Below are 24,650 nucleotides of genomic sequence, written 5' to 3' on the forward strand. Positions count from 1 at the left end.
CACCGGGATTTTTTTTGTCTATTCGATAATAAGTATATATTTAAAAAATAGGCATAAAGATATAATTCATATTGATTATATCTTTATATCTATGCATGTGATGCATTTTTATAAATCTGGTATACCTAAAAGAAAATAGAGTACAATCCTACGGTTTTATTAATGGCTGGTGATATTCATCTGTTAAATAAATGCTTGCGGGTAAAAATCAATCATCTGCTGATAATATATCTCAATGGGATTAATTTTTAAATATATATTCATATAATAAATGGATTGGGGTTCTATGTCTTTCGTATTACCATCGATAACGGCTTATCCACGGCAGTCAAAAAAATACATTTTCATCGCATTGCTACTTGTATCCGTATTATTCCAGCTTTGGCCTGTTTATTTTTTACAGCCATTGAGGGTTATCCTGCGCGTCGGTATCTGCAACTTGCTAATCATCCTGTGTTTGACAGGGTGTTATCGATTATTTGTTGGAAAAATAGCAGCATTGAGTGTGTCACTATTATTGACCATTAACTTTATGGTCGCGCTTTGTACATGGCAAATTTATCAAAGTGAATTTAATATTATCTTTGCGATGAGTATCATGGAAACCCACTGGTCTGAAGTGAAAACAATGTCGGGGTTATATCTATCCTGGATGCCAGTATGTGTTGTTTATTTCTTGCTGACTTATTTTTCTATACACATGGGCGTTAAGTGTGTGTCTACTAAAGTTCAATGTGCATCACTGGTGATACTATTAATATTTATCTCATGGTTTAGCTACAATCAATGGAGTAAACAGAAAAAAGATGGTCTTGGAGGATACTCTCCATTAAGCTCCAGGGTGTTAAGATTTACACCATTTTATACCGCTGCCGATTTTATTATTGCTTATCGAGATATTTCTTTTGCCAGAGAAATAAAACAAATTGATGTGGATTTACCGGGATTGATAGCTAAAGAAACGGATATTGAAAATTATGTTATTATCGTAGGGGAGTCTGTACGGCGCAGTAATATGAGTTTGTATGGCTTTGGTATCAATACCACGCCTGTACAAAATGAGATTGGACCACAGGCGCTTATCTTTGATAATGCAGTTTCTCCAGCGGCGGCAACAGTAACTTCTGTTCCGATGATCCTCAGTAAAGCGACAACAGAAAGTTTTACCACTGCGGACTTATCAAATAATGTTATTGCCGTAGCTAATAAAGTGGGGTATCAGACTACCTGGTTAAGTACCGTGGGTATGTCCGGGAAGCATAATAACTATATTACGCTCATTGGTCGTTCCAGTAATAATACACATTGGGTAAGCGAGGAATACGATGATAGCCTTCTTCCGTTGTTGGATGAAGCATTAAAAGTCAAGGGTAAGAAATTAATACTGCTACATGGTAATGGTAGCCATGAAATTGCCTGTACACGCTACCCTGAATGGGCAGATAAAATTAAAACAGGGGATAAATACGAGGATTGCTACAACAACTCCATACAATTTACCGATTACATCATTGGTGAAATCATGAAACGACTGGAGGGAAGTAAATCCTCATTACTCTATTTTTCTGACCACGGTCTGGAGAAAAATCCCAATATTCCATCGTATTATATGCATGCCGCAGATACTCCCAGTAAAGAAGCCTACGATGTACCGCAATTTATCTGGTATAGCCAGGCTGCTATCGCCAGTCAACCGCGTAAACTTGGACACATTCAAGAAGTTTATTCATTGCTTAATAACTATGCGATGATTCTTGACTGGCTGGGCATCTCTACCCACGAAGAGCATTGCAATTCGCCATTATCTCAGTGTTATCGTCCGGACTCCTCTATTCCAGTAACTGATGGCACCCGCGCTAAAATATTTGAATATAAAGATCTGCGAGACACCTTCGCATCACCGAAGAAAAATGTTTCTTATCGCGAAGCCAGTCCGAATCCGCTGTGATTTTATGCAGAGAGGACATCGCCCGATGTCCCCTCATTGTTATTAAGGAAACAATAAACATTAGTCTGGCGTAAAACATACTTTGTGACAGGACTGTAGCGTATCAGAATGCAGGAACGCATTAGTATTGTATATGTGTGATTGTGAATTTATTTACAATGGATATTAAGTTTCTTATCTAAGGACAACGAAAAGAATGGAATCATACTTGCAAAACAACAATAAACTCGATTTTCTCCGCGAGGCCAGGATATTAAACACCATATGGCTCATTACCGCTTTCGGTTTGGCGGCAACCGCAGGACTGGCCTGGATAGCTAAGCATCTCGAAATCACGGCAACAAAATATGATTCACCGCCGATGTATGTCGCCATAGGATTGTTATTACTTTGTATGTATGGCTTAAGTAAAGATATCAATAAGATAAATGCTGCCATATCAGGCGTAATATATCTGTTTTTAATATCGTTGGTGGCAATTGTCGTTGCAAGTTTAGCACCTGTCTCTGCCATTACCGTCGTGTTCTGCACAGCGGGAGCGATGTTTTTAATCAGTATGCTGGCCGGTTTATTGTTTAAGTTTGATCCTGGTTCTTACAGTTTTATCATTATGATGACATTGACGGGGTTGGCCCTGGTCATCATCGTTAATGCTACATTAATGAGTGAACGACCTGTTTGGGTAATAAGTTGCTTAATGATTGTGTTGTGGTCAGGCCTTATCTCCCATGGACGAAATAAGCTCCTTGAACTGGCAGGAAAAAGCCATAGCGAAGAGTTATGGAGTCCGGTTCGTTGCGCTTTTATAGGTGCATTAACACTCTATTACTATTTTATCGGCTTCTTTGGGATACTTGCAGCAATAGCTATAACGCTTGTCTGGCAAAGACATACTCGATTTTTCCATTAGTATTTAAAGTGGAATGTGGCTAAATTTTGATATTTTGTACAGTTGTGCCTTTATCTAAAAATTAAAAAGGTTTATGGAATGTTCAAAGATAAAACTCTGGCAGCAGATATCAGCGCATTAATGCTCTATATTGGTTCTAAATTAGATACATCAGTATCGCTTGTTCAGCAAACTTGCGATGAATCTGAGCTCAATACTTATCGTTCCGCCGTCGGGGAAATTATGGGGCGCATGTTAATCGACATCATGACCCCCATTTATACACAGCATCCCGAACTTAAACCAAAAGAACTTAACTGAGCTTCACATCGCCGCTTCATTTTTTGCCCGTAGCTTCTTCGCCTGGGTTTCCAGCAGCAGGTAACAGATCAGCGCCAGCAGCAGCGGGATAAAGTAGTACAGAACACGGTAAGCGAGTAGGGCGGCGATAATCGTTCCTTTTGATGTATGTTCCCCTGCCAGTAGCGCGATAAACACCGCTTCCAGCACGCCAATCCCCGCCGGAATATGCACGATGACGCCAGCAATACTACTAACCAGCAACACGCCCAGTACAAAGAAATAGTTCACGCTTTGACCAAGCAATAGCCAGATAATCGCTCCCATTACCATCCAGTTGACGCTGGAAATCAGCATCTGGGCAAGGGCGAATTTCCATGAAGGTAGCACCAGCTTTTGCCCTTTGATGGTCATATGGCGGTGCTTCGCGAAAGCGCAAAACCACAAATAAACCGCGATAATCATTAGTAAGCCAATGCCGAGAATACGCAGCGTGGTTTGATCGATATACCAGTGATCCGGCAGTTCCACCACGCCCACGGTAAAAATAATCCCGGCGAGCAAAATATAGCCCAGCCAGTTGGTGGTAATACTCAGCGAGAAAATCCGTGTAATAGTGCTACCCGGTAATCCCAGGCGGGAGTAAAGACGATAACGCATACCAATGCCGCCGACCCAGGTACTGAGCGTCAGGTTGAAGGCGTAGCAGATAAATGACACCAGCATCACCTGGCGCTTCGCCAGTTTATGACCGCAGTAGAAGCGGGCTAGCAGGTCATAACAGCCGTAAATCAGATAGCTGACGGCCACCAGCCCAACCGCACTGAGCAGTGCAACGCGATTGTAGTCGCGGATGACCTTCCAGACCTCTTCCCAGTCTACCTTTTTGGCGTAGACCACCAGCAACACAATCACCGCGATAAAAAACAGCCAGGTGAGGATCTTCTTTGCCCGGCGCCAGCGTGGATGCGATTTACTCATCAGGGTTTTACCCCCGTGTTTTCCGTTTCTACCCGATCCTGAGTTTCCATTGCCGGCTGCGCGGGCGGATCAACTTGCGCCAGACGTGGCGTATGCGCCGGAAGCCAGCCCACCAGCGCCGGGAAATGGCGTAGAAAGTGGAATGCCAGCACGCTTTTAGTCAGGTTCCACCAGGTGCGTTTTGGCAGCATGGTTTCATCTACCTGCTGGCAGTCAGCGGCGATGATGCCATTCAGATTGTCGCGTAACGTCTGGTTAAAATTACGATCGTGGATGATAACGTTTGCTTCAAGATTCAGCGACAAACTGAGCGGATCGAGATTACTGGAGCCAACCGTCGCCCAGTGATCGTCCATCAACGCCACTTTGCCGTGGAGCGGGCGGCGGCGATATTCAAATACCTGAACGCCGCCTTTAACCAGATAGTTATACAGCAAGCGCGCGCCGACTCTGACAATAGGCATATCCGGTTCACCCTGAATGATCAGTTTGATCCGCACCCCACGCCGTGCCGCTTTACGCAAGGCGTGTAAAAATCGATAGCCGGGGAAGAAGTAGGCGTTGGCGATAATCACTTCCCGCCGCGCCTGAGTGAGCATTTTCAGATAGTGGCGCTCAATATCGCTGCGATGTTCTTCGTTATCGCGCCAGACCAGCAATACCTGCGCTTCTCCCGGCTGGCGGTTCTCTTCTGCCTTGTGATGACGTCGCCACCAGCGCCGTGCCGCGCTTTGTCCGGGCAGGTTTTCCAGTTCAAATTGCAGAATATCTTCCACAATTGGCCCCTCCAGGCGCACCGCGTAATCCTGTTTGGCCTCTGGACCGTAGCTGGACATATGCTCGGCGGAGTAATTCAGCCCGCCAATAAAGGCGATGCGTGCGTCGATCACCACAATTTTGCGATGCATCCGGCGAAACACATTGGTGCGCATACCGAACAGGCGAGGGCGGGGATCGTAATAACGAAACACCACGCCAGCCGCCGTCAGTTCATTGACAAACTCATCGCTGAGATCCGGCGAACCGTAGCCATCCAGCAAGACTTCCGCTTTAACCCCGCGTCGTGCAGCGTCCAGCAATGCTGCGTGTAATTGTTTACCGACGTCATCCTCGAACCAGATAAACGTTTCAAGAATAATGCGTTCTTGCGCCTCACCAATCGCTTTAAATACAGCGGGATAATATTGCTCGCCGTTCTCCAGCAACTGGATCTTATTGCCTTCGCGCCAGCTACATTTCATAAATGAATCTCCGCACTCAAAGGGGCATGATCAGAAAGATGTCGCCAGGTGCGCAGCGGTAGCGAGGTTGGCGCGCTGGCGCTGGCGTTTTTGACATAGATCCTGTCCAGACGTAGTAGAGGAAATTGCACCGGAAACGTGCGCGCCGGGCGTCCGTGGGCGCGGGTAAATATCTCATCCAGCCCGGCCTGTACTTTTAAGGGATGATTGGCTTTTTGCCGCCAGTCGTTGAAATCACCCGCCACTAAAACGGGTTCGTCGGGAGGAAGCTGGTTTACCCATTCGGCGAGCATCGCAAGCTGCGCCTGACGGTGCGCCTCACGCAGGCCAAGATGCACGCACATTACATGAATCGCTTTCCCGGTCACCGGCGGCACAATGCGGCAGTAGAGCACGCCGCGCTTTTCCGCCCCATCGACAGAAACATCGCGATTTTCATAATGTTCAATGGGATAACGCGAAAGAACCGCGTTGCCGTGATGTCCTTCTGGGTATACGGCATTGCGGCCGTAGGCAAAATCGCTCCACATAGTGTCGGCGAGAAACTCGTAGTGCGAGGTATCGGGCCAGTTTTCCACATGCAGTGGATGAACTTCGTGCGCGCCCATCACTTCCTGCAGGCAAACAATATCGGCGTTGACAGTGCGCACGGCGTCGCGAAGTTCCGGCAAAATGAAGCGTCGGTTAAACGCTGTAAAGCCTTTGTGAATATTGATGGTGAGTACCTTGAACGAAAATTGTTGTGTTTGATCGGGCATAATTTTCCTGTCTTTGCCTCTTATCTCATTGAAATAGTGTAGTCGGCGTCACAAAAAGGTGCGGTCTTACGGAATTTTCCGTAAAGTTCGGTACTCTGAGTTAGTAGAGATAAATTCTTCAGGAGAGAAGCCATGAAGTGGCAACAACGTGTTCGTGTCGCAACTGGCCTAAGTTGCTGGCAGATTATGTTGCATTTACTGGTAGTGGCGCTGCTGGTGGTGGGCTGGATGAGTAAAACTCTGGTTCACGTCGGCGTGGGATTGTGCGTGCTGTATTGTGTAACGGTAGTGATGATGCTGGTGTTTCAGCGCCACCCCGAACAACGCTGGCGCGAGGTGGCAGACGTACTGGAAGAGCTGACCACCACCTGGTATTTTGGCGCGGCGCTGATTGTGCTGTGGCTGTTGTCCCGCGTACTGGAAAACAACTATTTGCTGGCAATTGCAGGGCTGGCGATCCTTGCCGGCCCGGCGGTGGTGTCGTTACTGGCGAAAGATAAAAAGTTACATCACCTTGCGTCTAAACATCGCGTACGCCGCTGACCCTGTCGTGGCCGTTATCACCAGTAGCGGCCACAAACTGTTCCACACAATATCCAGACTCGCATCCTTCAAATAAATCTGCTTGGTAATGTCCGTAAAGTGGCGGATTGGGTTAATCCACGTCAGGTTTTGCAGCCACACCGGCATGTTCTCTACCGGCGAAACGTAACCGGAAAGCAGAATGGCGGGCATCATAAAGACGAATACGCCGATAAACGCCTGCTGTTGCGTTGCACAGAGTGATGAAATCAGCAGACCGAATCCTACCAGTGACAAACCGTAAATCACCATCGTGAAATAGAACAGCGCCAGCGATCCGGCGAAGGGGATTTGATACGCCCAGATACCAATCGCCAGCACAATGGTGGCCTGGAACGTGGCGACAATTAACGCCGGTACGGCTTTACCGATGAATATCTGCCAGGTGGTGAGGGGCGAAACCAGTAGCTGATCGAGCGTTCCCTGTTCGCGTTCGCGGGCGACAGAAAGTGAAGTGACGATCATCACGCCGATAGTGGTGATCATGGCGATCAACGATGGCACCACAAACCATTTGTAGTCGAGGTTTGGGTTATACCAGTTGCGTACCACCAGTTCGCTGTTGTTGGGTTTCGGTTTTCCTTCCAGCAGCTCCTGCTGATAGTTTTTGACGATCTGTTGCAGGTAGTTGGCGGCGATTTGCGCACTGTTGGAGTTACGCCCGTCGAGAATTAACTGCAACGGCGCGGTCTGGAAGGTATCCAGTTTGCGTGAGAAGTCTGCCGGGAAACGCACCAGCAGTAGCGCCTTTTGCGTGTCGATGGTTGGGCGGATCTCCTGCGGACTTTTCAGCAGCAGTACGTGGGTAAAGGCGCTGGCGCGGGCAAAACGCTGGGTCAGCTCCACCGAATGCTCGCCGTTATCTTCATCGTAGATAGCGATGGTGGCGTTGGTCACTTCCAGCGTGGCGGCAAACGGGAACAGGATCACCTGAATAAGCACGGGTAAAATCAGAATCGCCCGCGTCTGCGGTTCGCGCAGCAGCGACTGCAATTCTTTGCGGATTAACGTCCATAAGCGATGAAACATGCTCTTCTCCCTAATCCAGCCGACGTTTGGTTTTCAGCCACGTCAGGCCGATAAACATCACCGCCGAAGCGATCAAAAACAGCACGTTCACCACCAGCACCACCGGAATATTCCCGGCGAGGAACAGGCTTTGCAGGGTGCTGACGAAATAACGTGCGGGAATGATGTACGTCACCGCGCGGATCACCGCTGGCATACTGTCGATCTGAAAAATAAAGCCGGAAAGCATAATCGACGGCAGGAAAGCTGCGTTCAGTGCTACCTGAGCGGCGTTGAACTGGTTGCGGGTAATCGTAGAAATCAGCAGCCCCATCCCCAGGGTACTGAGCAAAAACAGACTGGTGATAAAAAACAGGATCAGCAGCGAACCGCGATAGGGCACGCCGAGAATAAACACCGACACCAGCATACAGAGCAGCATCGCCAGCATACCGAGGAAGTAATAGGGGATCAGCTTACACAGCAGCAATTCCGTGCGGGTAATCTCCGTAGAGAGCAAAGCCTCCATAGTGCCGCGCTCCCACTCCCGCGCTACCACCAGCGAGGTGAGGATCGCGCCGATAACCGTCATGATAATGGTTACCGCACCGGGGATAATAAAGTGCTGGCTTATCGCCGCCGGGTTAAACCAGTAGCGTGTCTGGACGTCGATAAGCGGTTCAAACATCTGCCCATTGTCCTCTGCCCGCTGCATTTGCCAGATCTGCCAGATCCCTTCGACATAACCCTGCACAAAGTTGGCGGTATTCGGCTCGCTGCCGTCGGTGATCACCTGAATCGGCGCGGTAGCGTTGGCGCGCTCCATCTGTTCGGCAAAATCCACCGGAATCACCACCAGACCGCGAATTTTCCCCGCCTGCATTTTGGCGATCAGTTCCTGACGGTTATCGCTGATGGTGGCGTCGATGTAGGGCGAACCGGTCATGGTGTGGGTGAAATCCAGCGCCGCTTCGCTACGCTGCTCCAGCAAAATCCCGACCCGCAGCTTACTGGAGTCGAGGTTAATGCCGTAACCAAAAATAAACAGCAGCAACAGCGGGATCACCACCGCAATCAGCCAGCTACTAGGATCGCGAATGATCTGCCGCGTCTCTTTGACGCACAGCGCCCGCACACGACGCCAGGAAAGGATCGGGTTACTCATTGCCATGCTCCTTATCCCAGTTGTGGATCAATTGAATAAAGGCTTGCTCCATAGTGGGATCGGGTTGCTCATCGTTAGCCGACTGCGCTTTCAAATCGTCCGGCGTGCCGCTGGCAATCAGCTTCCCGCGATACACCAGCCCGATGCGGTCGCAATATTCCGCTTCATCCATAAAGTGGGTGGTAACCATCACCGTAACGCCTTTCTCTACCATGCTGTTGATATGCAGCCAGAACTCGCGGCGGGTGAGGGGATCGACGCCGGAGGTCGGTTCATCAAGAAACAGAATGTCCGGTTCATGCATCAGCGAGCAGGCCAGCGCCAGCCGCTGTTTAAAACCCAACGGCAGTTCATCGGTGGCATGTGAGGCGATACTTTTCAGGCCGAACGCCTCGCTCATACGGGAGATTTTTTCGTTCTGCGCCCGACCGCGTAAACCATACACACCGGAGAAAAAGCGTAAATTCTGTTCGACCGTCAAGTTGCCATAGAGCGAAAACTTTTGTGCCATATAGCCGAGATGCTGGCGCGCTTTACCGGAACTTTCTTTCAGATCCATCCCCAGCACCAGCGCCTGACCAGAGGTCGGCACCAGCAAGCCACACATCATCTTAAAGGTGGTTGATTTCCCCGCGCCGTTTGGCCCGAGCAAACCAAAGATTTCACCGCGTTTGACGGCAAAATTCACATGATCGGTGGCGGCAAAATCACCAAATTTCTTGGTCAGCTCTTTCGCTTCGATCACCGTCTCGCCGGGTGTGCCTTCTACCGTATGTAATATTGCGCCCAGCGGCGATTCCGAGGTTCCGGCACCGCCCAGCAAATCAATAAACGCATCTTCAAAACGCGGCGTAGTTTCGTTGATGTTGATTTCCGGCATCCCGTCAGCGCGGCGAATATCGTCTGGTGTGGCCTCTTTTTTGAGGATCAGGCGCACGGATTTCCCCTGAATCATCCCGTCGCTGACCTGTGGCAGTTTCAATGCCCGTTGCAGCAATTTGCGGTTGCCCTCGTGCGGGCTGGTCATCAGAAAACTGCGTCCGGCCATAGTCTGCGTCAGAGCCGTCGGTTCCCCCTGATACAGCAGCTCGCCTTCGTTCATCAGCAACACATCACGGCACTGCTCGGCTTCATCGAGATACGAGGTGCTCCAGAGGATCAGCATCCCTTCGCCTGCCAGCTCATGCACCATCTGCCACAGTTCGCGCCGTGAGATAGGGTCAACGCCGACGCCGGGTTCATCGAGCAGTAACACTTTCGGCGCGCCCACCAGGGTACAGGCCAGCCCGAGTTTTTGCTTCATCCCGCCAGAGAGCTTGCCCGCCAGGCGTCCGGTAAACGGGCCAAGAGACGTAAACTCCAGCAGGCGAGCAAAAGTCTGCTTCCGCGCTTCACCGGTGACGCTGCGCAAATCCGCGTACAGATTGAGGTTTTCCATCACCGTGAGATCTTCATACAGACCGAATTTCTGCGGCATATAGCCAAGCACTGCGTGCAGCGCAGCGTCGTTTTTGATCGGATCAAAGCCAATCACCGTGGCACTGCCGCTGTCGGGTTTCAGTAATCCCGCCAGCATCCGCATCAGCGTGGTTTTGCCCGCACCGTCCGGCCCCACCAGCCCCGTCACATAACCAGCGTGAATGGTGCAGTCGAGCGGCGCGACGGCGGGCTTATCCATGCCCGGAAAGCGTTTTTCCAGGCCGTTCAGCGTGATAACGGCATCATTCATGTCCTGCCTCGTCACCGAATTGCACCGTCACTGGCATACCCTGGCGTAACGCATCATCGGCGTCGGTCACCACAATACGCAGGCGATAGACGAGGTCGGTACGCAGATCCGGCGTTTCGACGGTTTTCGGGGTAAATTCAGCAGTCGGCGAAACGAAACCAATCTGCCCGTGATAGGGTTTGTCCGGGCGACCATCGGTATAGAGCAGCACTTTGCGTCCCGGCTGCGCCTGGTCAAGATTACGTTCATCAACATAAGCGCGCACCCACACCGGACGCGTCAGCGAGACGGTAAACACCGTGCCGCCTTCATTGAGCACCGTGCCAGGCTCTACTGCGCGGGTTAACAGCGTGCCGTCAGACGGTGCGACCAGCGTCGAATCCTGCAAATTCAGCTCCGCCTGCGCCAGTTGCGCCTGTGCCTGTTCGAGGCTGGCTTTTGCCTGGGCGATATCCTGTTCGCGGTTACCGGAACGGTACTGACGCAATTTATCCTGAGCTGATTTCAGCGTTGCCTGCGCCTGGTCGCGCGAGGAGCGGGCATTTTCCAGGTCATTTGCCGAAATGGTGCGGCTTTTCCACAACCCTTGCTGGCGGTTATAGAAGTTCTGCGCATAGTCATATGCGGCTTGCGCCTGTTTCACGGCGGCGGCCGCCTGAGCGATTTCTTCATCGCGATACCCGGCAAGCATCAGGTCATACTGCGCCTGCGCCACCGAAACGCCCGCTTTCGCCTGCATCAGGGCAATCTCATACGGCTTATGATCCAGTTCGCCCAGCACCTGGCCCGCTTTGATCGCATCACCTTCGTCTACCGCCAGCGACTCAACGCGACCACCGACACGGAAGCTCAGATTCACCGTACGAATATCCACGTTGCCATACAGCGTCAGGCCGTTATCCTGGCGGCTTTGATACCACCAGTAGCCTCCGGCAACCACGGCGGCAAGCACCACTACCGCCAGTCCAGTCACGACAGTTTTTTTCATCACTACAAACTCCTTTGCGATAATCCTTGCAAAATCAGGTCGATATGACAGGTCACCGTCTGGTTGATCAGTTCGGTCTTTTCTTCATCGAACGCGGTCCAGCCGGTACGTAACAGAATTGTTTCTTTGCCAAGACGGAACGCCAGAATCTCACCAATCAACGCATGGGTATGAAGGATCATGCGGGTATCGTTGGCGTCGCAGCCGGTCCAGGCGGCAATCAGGCGTGTCAGGTGGCTGTGTAGCGGGCTAATCACCTGTTCGTGCACCAGGTGATAGGCTGCCGTAGGAGAGAGCTGCTCACGGGAGATAAACTTACTGAGGTTGACGGTGTCATCCTGGGTGAGCAGCTTAATCATGTTCCTGCAGGCGCGAAGGATCAGTTCACGGATAGCTGCGCGATCAGGCTGTGGTTGTGCGAACAAGCGTTCGGCTTCTTCGGCGTGCGGACGGAACTGCTCGCCAATAAAATCGGCAATCCACTGGGCGCAGGCGAGGTACAAATCCTCTTTCGAACCGAAGTAGTAGGTGATGGCAGCGATATTCTGCCCGGCCTGGGCGGCGATATCGCGGGTGGTGGCGTTCATTCCATACTCACCAAACTGCGCCAGTGCAGCGGCAATCAGCTGCTTTTTCGCCTGTTCACCTTTGGTTGTCATGGCAGGACTATTCATAGCACAGCCCATTCTTAATCAAATGATTGATTAAGATTATGACTCATTTTTCGCGTTGTCCAGTATGGCTAAGAATTTGAGCAACGTCAGTCACAGGGATAATTTATGCGCTGCGTCACAAAAACTGCTACACTCCGCTCCCTCATGACATTGTGGTTTTTGTCATTTTCCTTTTCAGTATCTCCCTGAAAACTACACCGGTAACGGTCGGGGCGGTTCGGAGTAGTTATGTCTTTCGATTCTTTGGGTTTAAGCCCTGATATCCTGCGCGCCGTTGCCGAGCAAGGTTACCGTGAACCCACCCCTATTCAGCAGCAGGCGATCCCTGCGGTGCTGGAAGGCCGCGACCTGATGGCCAGTGCCCAGACCGGCACGGGCAAAACAGCGGGCTTTACGTTACCGCTGTTGCAACACCTGATTTCCCGCGAGCCGCACGCCAAAGGGCGTCGTCCGGTACGCGCGTTGATCCTCACCCCGACCCGCGAACTAGCGGCGCAGATTGGTGAAAACGTCCGTGATTACAGCAAATACCTGAACATTCGTTCGCTGGTGGTGTTTGGTGGCGTCAGCATTAACCCGCAGATGATGAAGCTGCGTGGCGGTGTTGATGTGCTGGTGGCAACGCCGGGGCGTTTGCTGGATCTGGAACACCAGAACGCGGTGAAACTGGATCAGATAGAGATCCTCGTCCTTGATGAAGCTGACCGTATGCTCGATATGGGCTTTATCCACGATATTCGTCGTGTGTTAACAAAACTGCCAGCGAAGCGCCAGAACCTGCTGTTCTCCGCGACTTTCTCTGACGAGATTAAAGCTCTGGCAGAAAAACTGCTGCATAACCCGCTGGAAATCGAAGTGGCACGCCGCAATACCGCCTCTGAGCAAGTGACCCAGCACGTTCACTTTGTCGATAAGAAACGCAAACGGGAATTGCTGTCACACATGATTGGTAAAGGCAACTGGCAGCAGGTGCTGGTGTTTACACGTACCAAACATGGTGCTAACCATCTGGCTGAACAATTAAATAAAGATGGCATTCGCAGTGCGGCGATCCACGGCAATAAATCGCAAGGTGCGCGTACCCGTGCGCTGGCCGATTTTAAATCGGGCGATATTCGCGTGCTGGTGGCGACCGACATCGCCGCGCGTGGCCTGGATATCGAAGAGTTGCCACACGTCGTCAACTATGAGCTGCCAAACGTACCGGAAGATTATGTCCACCGTATCGGGCGTACCGGTCGTGCCGCCGCCACCGGCGAAGCGTTATCGCTGGTGTGTGTTGATGAACACAAACTGCTGCGTGATATCGAAAAACTGCTGAAAAAAGAGATCCCACGCATTGCGATTCCGGGCTATGAGCCGGACCCGTCAATCAAAGCCGAACCGATCCAGAATGGTCGCCAGCAACGCAGTGGCGGCGGTCGTGGGCAGGGTGGTGGTCGCGCTCAACAGCAGCCACGCCGCGCTGAAGGTGGTGCGAAGTCTGGTAACGCGAAACCCGCAGAAAAACCATCTCGTCGTCTCGGCGATGCCAAACCGGCAGGCGAACAACAACGTCGCCGCCGTCCGCGTAAACCTGCCGCTGCGCAGTAATCTTTTATGCCGGGCTATGCCCGGCATAAAACAGATGACAAAGACCCAAATATCCTGGCCTGTTCCCCTTTCCCTGAATGGATGAGAGGAAAACCCCACATCCGGAAAACGTCTTTGCGAGCAGCTTTCCAGAAACAGAAAAACCATTACCCCTGAAAACCGAAAAATGCCACAATATTGGCTGTTTATACAGTGTTTCAGGTTTTCTCATGGCATTAACCGCCGCGCTTAAAGCGCAAATTGCCGCCTGGTATAAGGCGCTTCAGGAACAGATCCCCGACTTTATTCCCCGTGCGCCGCAGCGGCAGATGATTGCGGACGTCGCCAAAACGCTGGCCGGAGAAGAAGGGCGGCATCTGGCGATTGAAGCGCCCACCGGCGTTGGGAAAACGCTCTCCTATTTGATTCCTGGCATTGCGATTGCCCGCGAAGAGCAAAAAACGCTGGTGGTCAGTACCGCCAACGTGGCATTGCAGGATCAGATCTACAGCAAAGATTTACCTTTGTTGAAAAAGATCATTCCCGATCTTAAATTCACCGCCGCTTTCGGGCGTGGGCGCTACGTTTGCCCACGCAACCTGACGGCGCTCGCCAGCACTGAACCCACGCAACAGGACCTGCTCGCTTTTCTTGACGACGAACTGACGCCTAATAATCAGGAAGAGCAAAAACGCTGTGCAAAGCTGAAGGGCGATCTCGACACTTATAAATGGGATGGCCTGCGCGATCATACTGATATCGCTATTGATGACGATCTCTGGCGACGGCTGAGTACCGACAAAGCCAGCTGCCTCAACCGCAACTGTTACTACTACCGCGAATGCCCGTTTTTTGTTGCCCGTCGGGAGATTCAGGAAGCAGAAGTGGTGGTGGCAAACCATGCGCTGGTGATGGCGGCGATGGAAAGCGAAGCTGTATTGCCAGACCCGAAAAACTTGCTGCTGGTGCTGGATGAAGGGCATCACCTGCCGGACGTGGCGCGGGATGCGCTGGAGATGAGCGCCGAAATCACCGCGCCCTGGTATCGGCTCCAACTGGACTTGTTCACGAAACTGGTCGCCACCTGCATGGAGCAGTTTCGCCCGAAGACCATCCCACCGCTGGCAATCCCTGAACGTTTGAATGCGCATTGTGAAGAGTTGTATGAGCTTATCGCCTCTTTAAACAACATTCTCAATCTCTATATGCCTGCCGGGCAGGAGGCTGAGCACCGGTTTGCGATGGGCGAACTGCCTGATGAAGTGCTGGAGATCTGCCAGCGGCTGGCGAAACTGACCGAGATGTTGCGTGGCCTTGCAGAACTGTTCCTCAACGATTTAAGCGAGAAAACCGGCAGCCACGATATTGTGCGTCTGCATCGGTTGATTTTGCAGATGAACCGCGCGCTGGGGATGTTTGAGGCGCAAAGCAAACTCTGGCGGCTGGCCTCGCTGGCGCAATCTTCCGGTGCGCCAGTGACCAAATGGGTGACGCGGGAAGAGCGTGACGGGCAGCTACATCTCTGGTTTCACTGCGTGGGGATCCGCGTCAGCGATCAGCTGGAAAGGCTGCTGTGGCGCAGCATTCCGCACATTATTGTCACCTCCGCAACCTTGCGTTCGCTGAACAGTTTTTCGCGTTTGCAGGAGATGAGCGGGCTAAAAGAGAAAGCAGGCGACCGCTTTGTGGCGCTGGATTCACCGTTCAACCACTGCGAGCAGGGCAAAATTGTTATTCCCCGGATGCGCTTTGAGCCTTCCATCGACAACGAAGAGCAGCACATTGCTGAAATGGCGGCCTTTTTCCGTGAGCAGGTGGAGAGCAAAAAGCATCTCGGCATGTTGGTGCTGTTTGCCAGCGGACGGGCGATGCAGCGGTTTCTCGACTATGTGACGGATTTACGTTTGATGTTACTGGTGCAGGGCGATCAGCCGCGCTACCGCTTAGTTGAACTGCATCGCAAACGCGTCGCTAACGGTGAGCGCAGCGTGCTGGTGGGCTTACAGTCATTCGCCGAAGGCCTTGATCTGAAAGGCGATCTGCTCAGTCAGGTGCATATCCATAAAATCGCCTTTCCGCCTATCGACAGTCCGGTGGTGATCACCGAAGGCGAATGGCTAAAAAGTCTTAATCGCTACCCGTTTGAGGTGCAAAGTCTGCCAAGTGCTTCGTTTAATCTGATTCAGCAAGTTGGGCGTCTTATTCGAAGCCACAGTTGCTGGGGCGAAGTGGTTATCTACGACAAACGCTTGTTGACCAAAAATTATGGCAAGCGACTACTGGATGCATTACCGGTATTTCCAATAGAGCAACCGGAAGTCCCTGAAGGTATAGTTAAAAAGAAAGAAAAAGCGAAATCCCCACGCCGTCGGCGGCGTTAATGATGTGAGTCAGGTAAGGAGTCGTAAATGGACTATCGCAAAATCATTAAAGAGATCGGGCGCGGGAAAAACCACGCACGCGATCTGGACCAGGATACGGCGCGCGGTCTGTATGCCCATATGCTCAATGGCGAAGTGCCTGACCTTGAGTTGGGTGGCATATTGATTGCACTGCGTATCAAAGGGGAAGGGGAAGCAGAGATGCTCGGCTTTTACGAAGCCATGCAAAATCACACCATCAAGCTGACGCCCCCCGTCGGCAAGCCGATGCCGATTGTCATCCCCAGTTACAACGGCGCGCGTAAACAGGCCAACCTGACACCGTTGCTGGCGATTCTGCTGCATAAACTCGGTTTTCCGGTGGTCGTTCACGGCGTTAGTGAAGATCCGACTCGCGTGCTGACCGAAACCATTTTTCAACTGATGGGGATTGCGCCAACGCTACATGCCGGACAAGCACAGGCGAAGCTTGACGAGCACCAGCCGGTATTTATGCCCGTAGGCGCGTTTTGCCCGCCGCTGGAAAAACAACTGGCGATGCGCTGGCGGATGGGCGTGCGCAACAGTGCGCATACCCTGGCGAAACTGGCGACACCGTTTGCCGAAGGTGAGGCACTGCGTCTTTCCAGCGTCTCGCATCCGGAATACATCGGGCGAGTCGCGAAGTTCTTTCGCGATATCGGCGGACGGGCGCTGTTAATGCACGGCACTGAAGGCGAAGTCTATGCTAATCCGCAACGCTGCCCGCAAATAAATCTTATTGACCGCGAAGGGATGCGGGTGCTGTATGAAAAACAGGACACTGCTGGCAACGAGCTACTGCCACAAGCAAAAGACCCGGAAACCACGGCGAAGTGGATTGAACGTTGCCTGGCTGGCACCGAACCAATTCCCGAGTCACTGAATATCCAGATGGCTTGCTGTCTGGCGGCGGCGGGCGAAGTGGCAACTATTAGCGATGGTCTGGCGCGCATTAAGCAATCATTTTAATTTCTTCCTCAGCCGGATGATGAGTGTCATCCGGTCTTTACTCCACTGCACCATGAAAGTGCAGCATCTTTATTGACCTTCCCGTGTGCGGCGCGCAGCATAAAAAAACAACAGGCATATAACATAAACAGGAGTTAACCATGGAAAGTGGTCATCGCTTTCATGCCCGGACGCTGCACAACTTTGTTCTGACTGTGTTTCGTCAGATGGGTAGCGAGGAACAGGAAGCAAAATTAGTAGCAGATCATTTAATCGCAGCAAATCTGGCAGGGCATGATTCACATGGTATTGGCATGATCCCGAATTATGTGCGTTCCTGGCAGCAGGGCTATTTGCAGATCAACCATCACGCCAAAATTGTCAAAGATGCGGGGGCTGTGGTCACGCTTGATGGCGATCGCGCATGTGGTCAGGTAGCTGCATATGAGGCCATGACTCTGGGCATTGAAAAAGCACGTCACCACGGTATTGCTGCCGTGGCGCTGCGTAACTCACATCATATCGGGCGCATTGGTTATTGGGCGGAACAGTGCGCGGCGGCGGGGTTTGTCTCTATCCACTTTGTCAGTGTGGTAGGGAGCAAGGCTGTTGCGCCGTTCCGTGGTCGTGACAGTCGCTTTGGCACCAATCCGTTTTGCGTTGTTTTCCCACGTAAAGATGACTTCCCGCTGTTGCTCGATTACGCCACCAGCACCATTGCGTTTGGTAAAGCGCGTGTGGCCTGGCATAAAGGCGTGCCCGTACCACCTGGTTGCCTGATCGACGTTAACGGTGTGCCAACGACCGATCCGGCGGTAATGCTGGAGTCACCGTTAGGAGCGTTGTTGGCTTTTGCTGAACATAAAGGTTACGCCCTGGCGGTGATGTGCGAAATTCTCGGTGGTGCGCTTTCTGGTGGTAAAACCACTTATCAGGAAACATTGCAGCACAGCCCGGATGCCGGTTTTAACTGTATGACGAGCATTATCATTAACCCGGAGCTGTTCGGTGCGCCAGATTGTGCAGAGCAGTCCGAAGCCTTTGCCGAGTGGGTGAAAGCCTCGCCGCATGATGAAGATAAACCGATTTTGCTGCCGGGAGAGTGGGAAGTGAATATGCGCCGTGAACGGCAGGAAACGGGGGTTCCGTTGGATGCCGGAAGCTGGCAGGCAATTTGCGACGCCGCGCGGCAGATTGGTATATCAGAAGAGACGTTGCAGGCTTTCAGCCAGCAGTCAGCCAGCTAAAAAAAGCCCGTCCAGTGACGGACGGGCAAACAAGGGTAACATAGGATCAATGAGGGTTGGAGCACATGCGTCTGTCGGCAAACAGACAGGGAAATTCAGAACCTGATAGCTTCTTGCCGGATGCGGCGTAAACGCTTTATCCGTATATGGACACCTCCCGTTGTGCAAGTTATTTTTCATCTGTGTGACGGGAGTAAGTTGCATTCGTATATCCGGCCTCTCTTACGGTACCGTCGTACCCGGCCATGATGTTATCTGCACATCTGTTTCCTTTCGGCCTGCCGGCTTTGCTTTGCAGGGAGCCATGGATAAGGTCGGATTTGCCAGATGTCGGTCTTACCTGTTACACATCAGTTCTTTATAACTTTGCACACTTACGGCAGGTTTGTTGCTCGTTTACTTACAGGGACGTCAGTGCTGCTTACGCTGCATTCTTCACCCCATGGTATTCTTCACCACGATTTAATATCGCCCACGCTATCCGGATGTTTTTATTTGCCAGCGCCACCACGGCGATATTGTTATTACGTCTTTCTGCCACCGACTGTAGCCAGAGGCTGCGTCTGTCTGTTTTTCCGGCGCTGAACCTCAGGACTGCACGGGCACCATGGATTATCAGCGTTCTCAGGTAACTGTCACCACGTTTGCTGATATGGCCCAGCCGCTCTTTTCCGCCGCTTGAATGCTGTCGCGGAACCAGTCCAATAAAGGCCGACATTTCCCGACCGTTTTTAAATTGCTTCGCATCGCCCACGGCAGCCACCAGTGCACTCGCCACTATCGGGCCAAAACCCTCTATTTCCATCAGCCGTTTTATGCGGATATCGTCCCGTGCCGCCTGCTGAAGACGCCGGTCATGACGCGATATGCGCTCATCCAGCATCTGCATTTCCTCTGACAGCTCGCACAACAGACGGATGAAGCGGTCATTCCACTGCTCCTGCTGCGACAGGATTTCCGGCAGGGCTTTACGCACGTGATTTATCCCCACTGGCAGCACCAGACCAAATTCACTCAACAGCCCCCGGATTTCATTGCACAGTGCAGTCCGCTCGCGGATGATCCTGGCCCGGACCCGGTGCTCTGCCTGTAACGTCTGCTGTGCTTCCGATTTGAGAGCGACAAAACGCATACCAGGCCTGCTGATGGCCTCGCAGATGGCTGCTGCATCATTGGCGTCGTTTTTGTTGCCTTTGAGATAAGGTTTGACGAGTTTCGGCGGAATAATACGCACGGTATGGCCCATGCGGGTGAGCTCGCGGGCCCAGTAATGGGAAGAGCCACAGGCCTCAATACCAATAAGACAGGGAGAAAGGCCGGAGAAAAACGTCATCATGTGGGCACGGCGCAGGGTTTTTCGCAGTACCACTTTTTCATGGTGATCGACGCCGTGGATCTGAAAAACATTTTTTGCAAGGTCGAGACCAATACGCTTAATATTCATGACGGACACCTCCACCTGGGAACTGAGTACACCTCAGTCTGGCACATTGATGCCGTAAGGCGGGAGGTGTCCATCACATCGGCCTGCGAATTACTTATAGATAACCGCTGTGCCGCTTAATTTATTGTTGTTGGTGGCGGATGTGATGCTGTATCCACTGGCACCAGCCGCCGCCGCTTTTTCAGCCAGTTTCGCTTCCAGGGCATCGAGGGTGGATGCGCCATCGGCAGAAACTACGCCAATTTTATTCATGCTTTGTGCCTGGGATGCCGTGACCGGCTCCGCCGCGAACACGCCAAATGACAGAGTGGAAAGAGCCATAGCAGCAACAACAGTATTGATAGTTTTCATAATTAATCTCTCGCAGGTGATTTTTGTTTAATTGACGTTGTTTCGTCGATGTGATGAGTATCACGTTTTTTTACGAGAGATAAAATCGAAGAGAATTGACCGCCTTGTTCAAATAAATTGATTGATATCTAACATGTTGATAATCCATTCATTTATCGTATGTATGAACCAATTTTGTAACATGTGGCAGTTACGGCTGCGTTAAAGGCACGGAATGCCACGAAAAACGCAAATCATACTATCTACACATCATGCTAGTTGCAGTTAACGTAACTGGCTGTCTTTCGAACCTCTGCGATTATATCCTGTATAATCCGGTTTTTGTAAATCTTTCTCCTGCTGACAGTGAATGCATAAGCGCACGCCAGGAATGGCTTCCCGACGAGCCTGCGGGATGGGAGCGCCGCACTCTTCACATTCATACAGGCTTTCGCCACGCGGAATTTCACCCCTGGCGCGGGCAATCGCATCTTCAATTGTACTGTTGATCTGTTCGTTGACGGCGTCATCGTTAGCCCAACCGGATGCCATATCGTCCTCCCCATATCAATGCTTGTACAGTTAAGTGTAGCTAATATAGGGGCGAACCTGGGCAGTTCAAGCGTCAGATCTCCGACCATTCCCGCAGCAGATTATGATAAAGATTGAGTAGCGACAGGATCTCTTCTCCTTCACCGTAGCGGTTTTTGAGTGACTGAATATTGTTGTCCAGCTCGAACAGCATGGCGCGCTTTTTATCGTCGCGGATCATTGATTGTATCCACATAAATGACGCCACCCGTACGCCGTGCGTTACTGGCGTCACACAGTGCAGGCTGCTGGAGGGATACAACACCAGATCGCCAGCCGGGAGTTTTACCCGATGTTGCCCGAAGGTGTCATTGACGACCAGTTCGCCGCCTTCGTAACTTTGTGGATCGCTCAAAAACAGCGTGGCGGAAAGATCGGTGCGCATCCAGCCGTTTTGCGGATGACTGCGTACCGCGCCATCCACATGAAAACCATAGGTTTCATTATTCTGATAGCGATTAAACAGCGGCGTGGAAATGGTACGCGGCAAGGCAGCGGCAAAGAACAGTGCATGTTGGTTAACCGCGTTCAGCACTTCATTTTGTAATGCGGCATATAACGCGCTGCGGGTGTCTACCTGTTGATTATTCTTGACCTGCGCGCCTTGTGCGCCGGTGGTGACACGTCCATCAATCCATTCGGCTTGTTCCAGTTGGGCACGAAACCGGGCGACGTCCTGTGGCGATAACACACCGGGAATGTGGTACATCATATAGGTTCTCCAAAAAGTGGGGGCTGAGCATCACACCGATTGTTGATAGAGTGCACTTAACTCATGCCGGATGCGGCGTGAACGCCTTATCCGGCCTACAAAATGATGTGAATTCAATGCATTGCACGAATTTTGCAGGCCTGATAAGCGTAGCGCATCAGGCAGTTCTGTTCTCGCCATCAATCTTAGTGCGCCCTGCACCCCACATCTGAATCAGAAATGCATATTGGCGGTGAGCAGGAAAGTTCTTGGCTCACCCGGGTGATAACGGTAGCCGCTCTTGTTGATTGAGGCGACGTAATCGGTATCGAACAGGTTGTAGACATTTAACTGGAAGTCGAGATTGCGATTAACCCGATAACCCAGTTTGGCATCGGCGACCCAATAACCTTCGGTAAACGCTGGCGTTCCCACCGCGCCGTCTGAACCTTTACGCATACTGCCGATATAGCGAGCGCCTGCACCAACGGAGATATCATCGGTTGCCTGATATTGGCTCCATAGGGTAAAGGCGTGTTCCGGCGTATACGGCAGTGATGAGGAACCATCCTGAGCAACGTCAGCGCCGTTTTTGATAGTCGCTTTTTGCTGGGTGTAACCGCCAATCACTTGCCAGGCCGGAGTGATATTCCCGGCAACGGAAATCTCATAGCCTTCGACGCGTTTCTTACCGTATTGCGAGTAAGTCCCGTCATCATTTTGCTCAACTTCATTTTCGATATCAGTACGGAACAGCGCGGCAGTGAGTAGCAGGCGTTTATCCAGCACCTGCCATTTGGTGCCAATCTCACTGGTTTTGGCTTTTTGCGGTTTAAAGTCGGTACGGCTGGCACTGTTACCGCTACCAGACTGCGCAAGAGCGAAATTACTGCCACCTGGTGGTTGTTGGGAAACGGCATAGTTCACGTAGACATTGCCATTGTCTGTCAGGTGATACAGCGCCCCGGCTTTCCAGTTCACCAGATTGCCAGACTTAGCGGTGTCGACAGTAGTGACTGGAGAACCGTTTGCTACGCCACTCGGGCAGGTGACGGCACCGCGACCACTGCCGCCGCAGGCGGTAGCACTGTCGTATTCAGTATGATAATTGTCCAGCCGAATTCCGCCGTTCAGCTCAAAATCACGGGTGATTTGCAGCGTATCGAAGGCATAAATTGCAAAGGTATCCGTCTGACCATTGGCATTTGCGCCGTTGCGCGTCAGGCCACCGGGATGAATGCTGCTGTCAGGATGATAAATATTCACCGCCGGTAACGTCACCGGATTAACGCCGTAGTTGGTTTGCGTTTCGCGGGTAAATTCCACGCCGGTACTGATATCATGACCGATAGAGCCGGTATAGAACGTCGAGGTCAGGTTGGTCTGGTTGGTGAGAATTTTATTACTCACATCTTTGGTATTCGCAGTGCGTGACCATGTCCAGCTATTCACATCGCTGGTGGGCTGGGTAATATTCGACGCCCCGCCCATAATTGCCGTCATCAGGTAATCCTGCTTCACGCGCGACCAACGCGTGGTATTGCGAATAGTGGTGTTATCGCTGATGTCGTGCTCAAAACGCATGGTGGCAGTATCGGTGGTCGAATCGTCGTAATCGGAATCTGTACCATAAAAGTTATGCGTATCAACTTTTCCGGAATGATTCAGCGCCGCCGTACCCGCAGAAGGTGCGGAATAGCCCGGTAAACCAATGGTCGGAATGCCGCCGTCTGGCGTATTGTGCTGGGTGACGTGTAAATAGTTGAGATACAAACGATTCGACGTACCGAGACCAAATGCCACGGAAGGGGCGACGCCGTAACGCTCGTTTTTGACTTTATCGCGCCCGGCATCGTGCGTCTTTTCGCCCATCATATTCAGACGTACCGCAGTGGTATCGCCAATGACCTGATTAACATCCAGCGTGCCGCGACGGAACCAGGCGCTACCAATACTGGCGGAGGCGTCAATACCTGAATCATTGCGCGGCTGTTTGCTGATCATATTGATCGAACCCGTCGGCGCACTACGCCCGTAGTCGGTGCCGGACGGGCCTTTAATCACTTCGACCTGTTCGGTATTGAAGGTGTCGCGCGAGACGCTGCCGATATCGCGAATACCATCAATATAAATGCTGTTAGAGGTATCGGCGCCGCGCATATAAATGGCGTCACCAGTGGTGGAGTTACCGTTCTCACCAGCAAAAAACGCACCCACGCCGGGGACGTTTTTAAGCGCGTCGGTAAGGTTGGTTGCGCCCTGATCTTTAATCACTTGTTCCGAAATCACCGTCATCGTGCGGGTTGTATCCGCTACCGGACGCGAGAATTTCGGATCGGCAGATTGTTGTGGTGCATAAAGCGAAGGCGTTGATGCTTCGACAACCAGCGTGTCATCCGCGTTAGTTTGCCCTTCGGCGGCGAGTGCCTGTGCTACAGGCGTGATACCGATACAAAGACCGGCAAAGAACGTGAGCGAATGAAATTGTCTGGCAGGGAAATTGCGATTGTTTTCCATTTTGCAGGTGACTTTTTCTTATATGTTAAAATTTTCACTGTCACGAGAAAGCATCTTTGCGGATGCGATGCCACTGTTAATCCCGTAAAAGCGATTGTGCAAGTGATAATAATTTTGATAAGCATTATCACTTGGCGCGATTTTCTATCACCCATTGCGCGAAAAAGAAATACATTTATTTACATTGTGTTCATATTTGATGTTTTTCGATTACAAAATGGACGAAAACTGCATCCAGAGGCGAATGCAGTTACGTTGGTGGGGTTATTTGTAGATGGTTGCAGTACCGAACATCTGGTCATTTCCGCCTGCGGAATTAATGACATAACCTTTCGCGCCTTGTTCGCGCGCTTTTTCTGCCAGTTTATCCTCCAGATCGCTTAGGTTAGATGCGCCGGTCGCCGAAACGGTTCCGGCTGGTCGTAGTTGACCGCTGTCCTGGCTACTCAGTGGCTGCGCGGCATAAGCCGTGAAGGTGATTCCGCTCAGGACGGTGGCAATCAGTAGTGCGAGGCACTTTTTCATAATGACATCCTCATAAATACAACGAGTAGTGCCTGATAAGTGTAGGTCTCCTGTGCGATGAAAATGACGCAAAAAATTGACAGACATGCGCTTATTTTTTGAACAATATTTTTTTACAAA

General features: G+C 51.5%; 22 protein-coding genes. 8 read left to right on the top strand and 14 right to left on the bottom strand.

Going from position 1 to position 24,650, the window contains the following annotated elements; all coding sequences use genetic code 11:
• The first annotated feature begins 286 nt into the window (after window positions 1-286).
• The 3 genes from WES_RS14085 (at window position 287) to WES_RS14075 (ending at window position 3,158) form a co-directional block, all read left to right on the top strand.
• Window positions 287-1,948, top strand: a complete 1,662-nt coding sequence (locus WES_RS14085) for a phosphoethanolamine transferase (protein WP_016159037.1) — start codon at window positions 287-289, stop codon at window positions 1,946-1,948.
• 196 nt (window positions 1,949-2,144) lie between these two features.
• On the top strand, window positions 2,145-2,858 hold the full coding sequence (locus tag WES_RS14080) for a Bax inhibitor-1/YccA family protein (RefSeq protein ID WP_016159036.1): 714 nt from the start codon (window positions 2,145-2,147) through the stop codon (window positions 2,856-2,858).
• Between the two features lie 78 nt (window positions 2,859-2,936).
• Window positions 2,937-3,158, top strand: a complete 222-nt coding sequence (locus WES_RS14075; RefSeq protein ID WP_016159035.1) for a hypothetical protein — start codon at window positions 2,937-2,939, stop codon at window positions 3,156-3,158.
• A 3-nt stretch (window positions 3,159-3,161) separates the two neighbouring features.
• Here WES_RS14075 and WES_RS14070 read toward each other — a convergent pair whose 3' ends face one another.
• The 3 genes from WES_RS14070 to WES_RS14060 are packed head-to-tail and all read right to left on the bottom strand — an operon-like array spanning window position 3,162 to window position 6,117.
• Window positions 3,162-4,118, bottom strand: a complete 957-nt coding sequence (locus tag WES_RS14070; protein WP_016159034.1) for a lysylphosphatidylglycerol synthase domain-containing protein — start codon at window positions 4,116-4,118, stop codon at window positions 3,162-3,164.
• Window positions 4,118-5,359, bottom strand: coding sequence for a cardiolipin synthase ClsB (gene clsB / locus WES_RS14065; RefSeq protein WP_000650352.1), 1,242 nt, complete (start codon window positions 5,357-5,359; stop codon window positions 4,118-4,120). Before clsB ends, WES_RS14070 begins: the two co-directional genes overlap by 1 nt.
• On the bottom strand, window positions 5,356-6,117 hold the full coding sequence (locus WES_RS14060; protein ID WP_016159033.1) for an endonuclease/exonuclease/phosphatase family protein: 762 nt from the start codon (window positions 6,115-6,117) through the stop codon (window positions 5,356-5,358). The genes clsB and WES_RS14060 overlap by 4 nt, the downstream gene beginning before the upstream one ends.
• A gap of 132 nt (window positions 6,118-6,249) precedes the next feature.
• On the opposite strand from WES_RS14060, the gene WES_RS14055 reads away from it, so the two are divergent.
• The gene (locus WES_RS14055) at window positions 6,250-6,660 is read left to right on the top strand and encodes a YbhQ family protein (RefSeq protein WP_000871987.1); all 411 of its coding nucleotides are present in this window, start codon (window positions 6,250-6,252) and stop codon (window positions 6,658-6,660) included.
• Here the strand turns inward: WES_RS14055 and WES_RS14050 are convergent.
• Genes WES_RS14050 through cecR form a run of 5 tightly spaced genes read right to left on the bottom strand, consistent with a single transcriptional unit; the run spans window position 6,622 to window position 12,263 of the window.
• Window positions 6,622-7,728 carry an ABC transporter permease gene (locus tag WES_RS14050; protein WP_000469029.1) on the bottom strand — a complete coding sequence of 369 codons (1,107 nt, stop codon included), beginning with the start codon at window positions 7,726-7,728 and terminating at the stop codon, window positions 6,622-6,624. The genes WES_RS14055 and WES_RS14050 overlap by 39 nt on opposite strands.
• 10 nt (window positions 7,729-7,738) lie before the next feature.
• Entirely contained in the window at window positions 7,739-8,872 is a 1,134-nt protein-coding gene (locus WES_RS14045) for an ABC transporter permease (RefSeq protein WP_016159032.1), read from the bottom strand.
• Window positions 8,865-10,601 carry an ATP-binding cassette domain-containing protein gene (locus WES_RS14040; RefSeq protein WP_010354757.1) on the bottom strand — a complete coding sequence of 579 codons (1,737 nt, stop codon included), beginning with the start codon at window positions 10,599-10,601 and terminating at the stop codon, window positions 8,865-8,867. The genes WES_RS14045 and WES_RS14040 overlap by 8 nt, the downstream gene beginning before the upstream one ends.
• A complete protein-coding gene (gene hlyD, locus WES_RS14035; protein ID WP_016159031.1) occupies window positions 10,594-11,589 on the bottom strand; it encodes a secretion protein HlyD in 996 nt (331 codons plus the stop codon). Before hlyD ends, WES_RS14040 begins: the two co-directional genes overlap by 8 nt.
• A gap of 2 nt (window positions 11,590-11,591) precedes the next feature.
• Window positions 11,592-12,263, bottom strand: coding sequence for a DNA-binding transcriptional regulator CecR (gene cecR / locus WES_RS14030; protein WP_016159030.1), 672 nt, complete (start codon window positions 12,261-12,263; stop codon window positions 11,592-11,594).
• Window positions 12,264-12,491: 228 nt separating this feature from the next.
• On the opposite strand from cecR, the gene rhlE reads away from it, so the two are divergent.
• The 4 genes from rhlE (at window position 12,492) to WES_RS14010 (ending at window position 18,432) form a co-directional block, all read left to right on the top strand.
• Complete coding sequence (rhlE, locus tag WES_RS14025) at window positions 12,492-13,856, top strand: ATP-dependent RNA helicase RhlE (protein ID WP_016159029.1); 1,365 nt, start codon at window positions 12,492-12,494, stop codon at window positions 13,854-13,856.
• A gap of 209 nt (window positions 13,857-14,065) precedes the next feature.
• Complete coding sequence (dinG, locus tag WES_RS14020) at window positions 14,066-16,216, top strand: ATP-dependent DNA helicase DinG (protein WP_016159028.1); 2,151 nt, start codon at window positions 14,066-14,068, stop codon at window positions 16,214-16,216.
• Window positions 16,217-16,243: 27 nt separating this feature from the next.
• Entirely contained in the window at window positions 16,244-17,206 is a 963-nt protein-coding gene (gene ybiB / locus WES_RS14015) for a DNA-binding protein YbiB (protein WP_016159027.1), read from the top strand.
• 140 nt (window positions 17,207-17,346) lie between these two features.
• Window positions 17,347-18,432: a malate/lactate/ureidoglycolate dehydrogenase gene (locus WES_RS14010; RefSeq protein WP_016159026.1), complete on the top strand. Its 1,086-nt coding sequence runs from the start codon at window positions 17,347-17,349 to the stop codon at window positions 18,430-18,432.
• Between the two features lie 421 nt (window positions 18,433-18,853).
• Here WES_RS14010 and WES_RS14005 read toward each other — a convergent pair whose 3' ends face one another.
• The 6 genes from WES_RS14005 to mcbA all read right to left on the bottom strand — a co-directional run bounded on the left by WES_RS14005 (window position 18,854) and on the right by mcbA (window position 24,530).
• The gene (locus tag WES_RS14005) at window positions 18,854-19,876 is read right to left on the bottom strand and encodes an IS110 family RNA-guided transposase (protein ID WP_016235157.1); all 1,023 of its coding nucleotides are present in this window, start codon (window positions 19,874-19,876) and stop codon (window positions 18,854-18,856) included.
• 90 nt (window positions 19,877-19,966) lie between these two features.
• A complete protein-coding gene (gene ybiJ, locus WES_RS14000; protein ID WP_000849307.1) occupies window positions 19,967-20,227 on the bottom strand; it encodes a DUF1471 family protein YbiJ in 261 nt (86 codons plus the stop codon).
• A 264-nt stretch (window positions 20,228-20,491) separates the two neighbouring features.
• Window positions 20,492-20,758: a C4-type zinc finger protein YbiI gene (gene ybiI / locus WES_RS13995; protein ID WP_000146361.1), complete on the bottom strand. Its 267-nt coding sequence runs from the start codon at window positions 20,756-20,758 to the stop codon at window positions 20,492-20,494.
• Window positions 20,759-20,831: 73 nt separating this feature from the next.
• Window positions 20,832-21,509, bottom strand: coding sequence for a PKHD-type hydroxylase YbiX (gene ybiX / locus WES_RS13990; RefSeq protein ID WP_000990156.1), 678 nt, complete (start codon window positions 21,507-21,509; stop codon window positions 20,832-20,834).
• A 213-nt stretch (window positions 21,510-21,722) separates the two neighbouring features.
• Window positions 21,723-24,005 (bottom strand): catecholate siderophore receptor Fiu, encoded by a 2,283-nt coding sequence (locus tag WES_RS13985; RefSeq protein ID WP_016159025.1) that lies wholly within the window; start codon window positions 24,003-24,005, stop codon window positions 21,723-21,725.
• Window positions 24,006-24,269: 264 nt separating this feature from the next.
• Window positions 24,270-24,530, bottom strand: coding sequence for a DUF1471 family periplasmic protein McbA (gene mcbA, locus WES_RS23965; RefSeq protein ID WP_010351222.1), 261 nt, complete (start codon window positions 24,528-24,530; stop codon window positions 24,270-24,272).
• Window positions 24,531-24,650 lie beyond the last annotated feature (120 nt).

The sequence above is a fragment of the Escherichia sp. KTE31 genome (assembly GCF_000407925.1).
GTDB classification, from domain to species: Bacteria; Pseudomonadota; Gammaproteobacteria; order Enterobacterales; family Enterobacteriaceae; genus Escherichia; species Escherichia ruysiae.

What these genes read in the sequence shown, in the direction of transcription:
- WES_RS14085 (WP_016159037.1), top strand. Translation starts at nt 287, where the DNA reads ATGTCTTTCGTATTACCATCGATAACGGCTTATCCACGGCAGTCAAAA.
- WES_RS14080 (WP_016159036.1), top strand. Translation starts at nt 2,145, where the DNA reads ATGGAATCATACTTGCAAAACAACAATAAACTCGATTTTCTCCGCGAG.
- WES_RS14075 (WP_016159035.1), top strand. Translation starts at nt 2,937, where the DNA reads ATGTTCAAAGATAAAACTCTGGCAGCAGATATCAGCGCATTAATGCTC.
- WES_RS14070 (WP_016159034.1), bottom strand. Translation starts at nt 4,118, where the DNA reads ATGAGTAAATCGCATCCACGCTGGCGCCGGGCAAAGAAGATCCTCACC.
- clsB (WP_000650352.1), bottom strand. Translation starts at nt 5,359, where the DNA reads ATGAAATGTAGCTGGCGCGAAGGCAATAAGATCCAGTTGCTGGAGAAC.
- WES_RS14060 (WP_016159033.1), bottom strand. Translation starts at nt 6,117, where the DNA reads ATGCCCGATCAAACACAACAATTTTCGTTCAAGGTACTCACCATCAAT.
- WES_RS14055 (WP_000871987.1), top strand. Translation starts at nt 6,250, where the DNA reads ATGAAGTGGCAACAACGTGTTCGTGTCGCAACTGGCCTAAGTTGCTGG.
- WES_RS14050 (WP_000469029.1), bottom strand. Translation starts at nt 7,728, where the DNA reads ATGTTTCATCGCTTATGGACGTTAATCCGCAAAGAATTGCAGTCGCTG.
- WES_RS14045 (WP_016159032.1), bottom strand. Translation starts at nt 8,872, where the DNA reads ATGAGTAACCCGATCCTTTCCTGGCGTCGTGTGCGGGCGCTGTGCGTC.
- WES_RS14040 (WP_010354757.1), bottom strand. Translation starts at nt 10,601, where the DNA reads ATGAATGATGCCGTTATCACGCTGAACGGCCTGGAAAAACGCTTTCCG.
- hlyD (WP_016159031.1), bottom strand. Translation starts at nt 11,589, where the DNA reads ATGAAAAAAACTGTCGTGACTGGACTGGCGGTAGTGGTGCTTGCCGCC.
- cecR (WP_016159030.1), bottom strand. Translation starts at nt 12,263, where the DNA reads ATGAATAGTCCTGCCATGACAACCAAAGGTGAACAGGCGAAAAAGCAG.
- rhlE (WP_016159029.1), top strand. Translation starts at nt 12,492, where the DNA reads ATGTCTTTCGATTCTTTGGGTTTAAGCCCTGATATCCTGCGCGCCGTT.
- dinG (WP_016159028.1), top strand. Translation starts at nt 14,066, where the DNA reads ATGGCATTAACCGCCGCGCTTAAAGCGCAAATTGCCGCCTGGTATAAG.
- ybiB (WP_016159027.1), top strand. Translation starts at nt 16,244, where the DNA reads ATGGACTATCGCAAAATCATTAAAGAGATCGGGCGCGGGAAAAACCAC.
- WES_RS14010 (WP_016159026.1), top strand. Translation starts at nt 17,347, where the DNA reads ATGGAAAGTGGTCATCGCTTTCATGCCCGGACGCTGCACAACTTTGTT.
- WES_RS14005 (WP_016235157.1), bottom strand. Translation starts at nt 19,876, where the DNA reads ATGAATATTAAGCGTATTGGTCTCGACCTTGCAAAAAATGTTTTTCAG.
- ybiJ (WP_000849307.1), bottom strand. Translation starts at nt 20,227, where the DNA reads ATGAAAACTATCAATACTGTTGTTGCTGCTATGGCTCTTTCCACTCTG.
- ybiI (WP_000146361.1), bottom strand. Translation starts at nt 20,758, where the DNA reads ATGGCATCCGGTTGGGCTAACGATGACGCCGTCAACGAACAGATCAAC.
- ybiX (WP_000990156.1), bottom strand. Translation starts at nt 21,509, where the DNA reads ATGATGTACCACATTCCCGGTGTGTTATCGCCACAGGACGTCGCCCGG.
- WES_RS13985 (WP_016159025.1), bottom strand. Translation starts at nt 24,005, where the DNA reads ATGGAAAACAATCGCAATTTCCCTGCCAGACAATTTCATTCGCTCACG.
- mcbA (WP_010351222.1), bottom strand. Translation starts at nt 24,530, where the DNA reads ATGAAAAAGTGCCTCGCACTACTGATTGCCACCGTCCTGAGCGGAATC.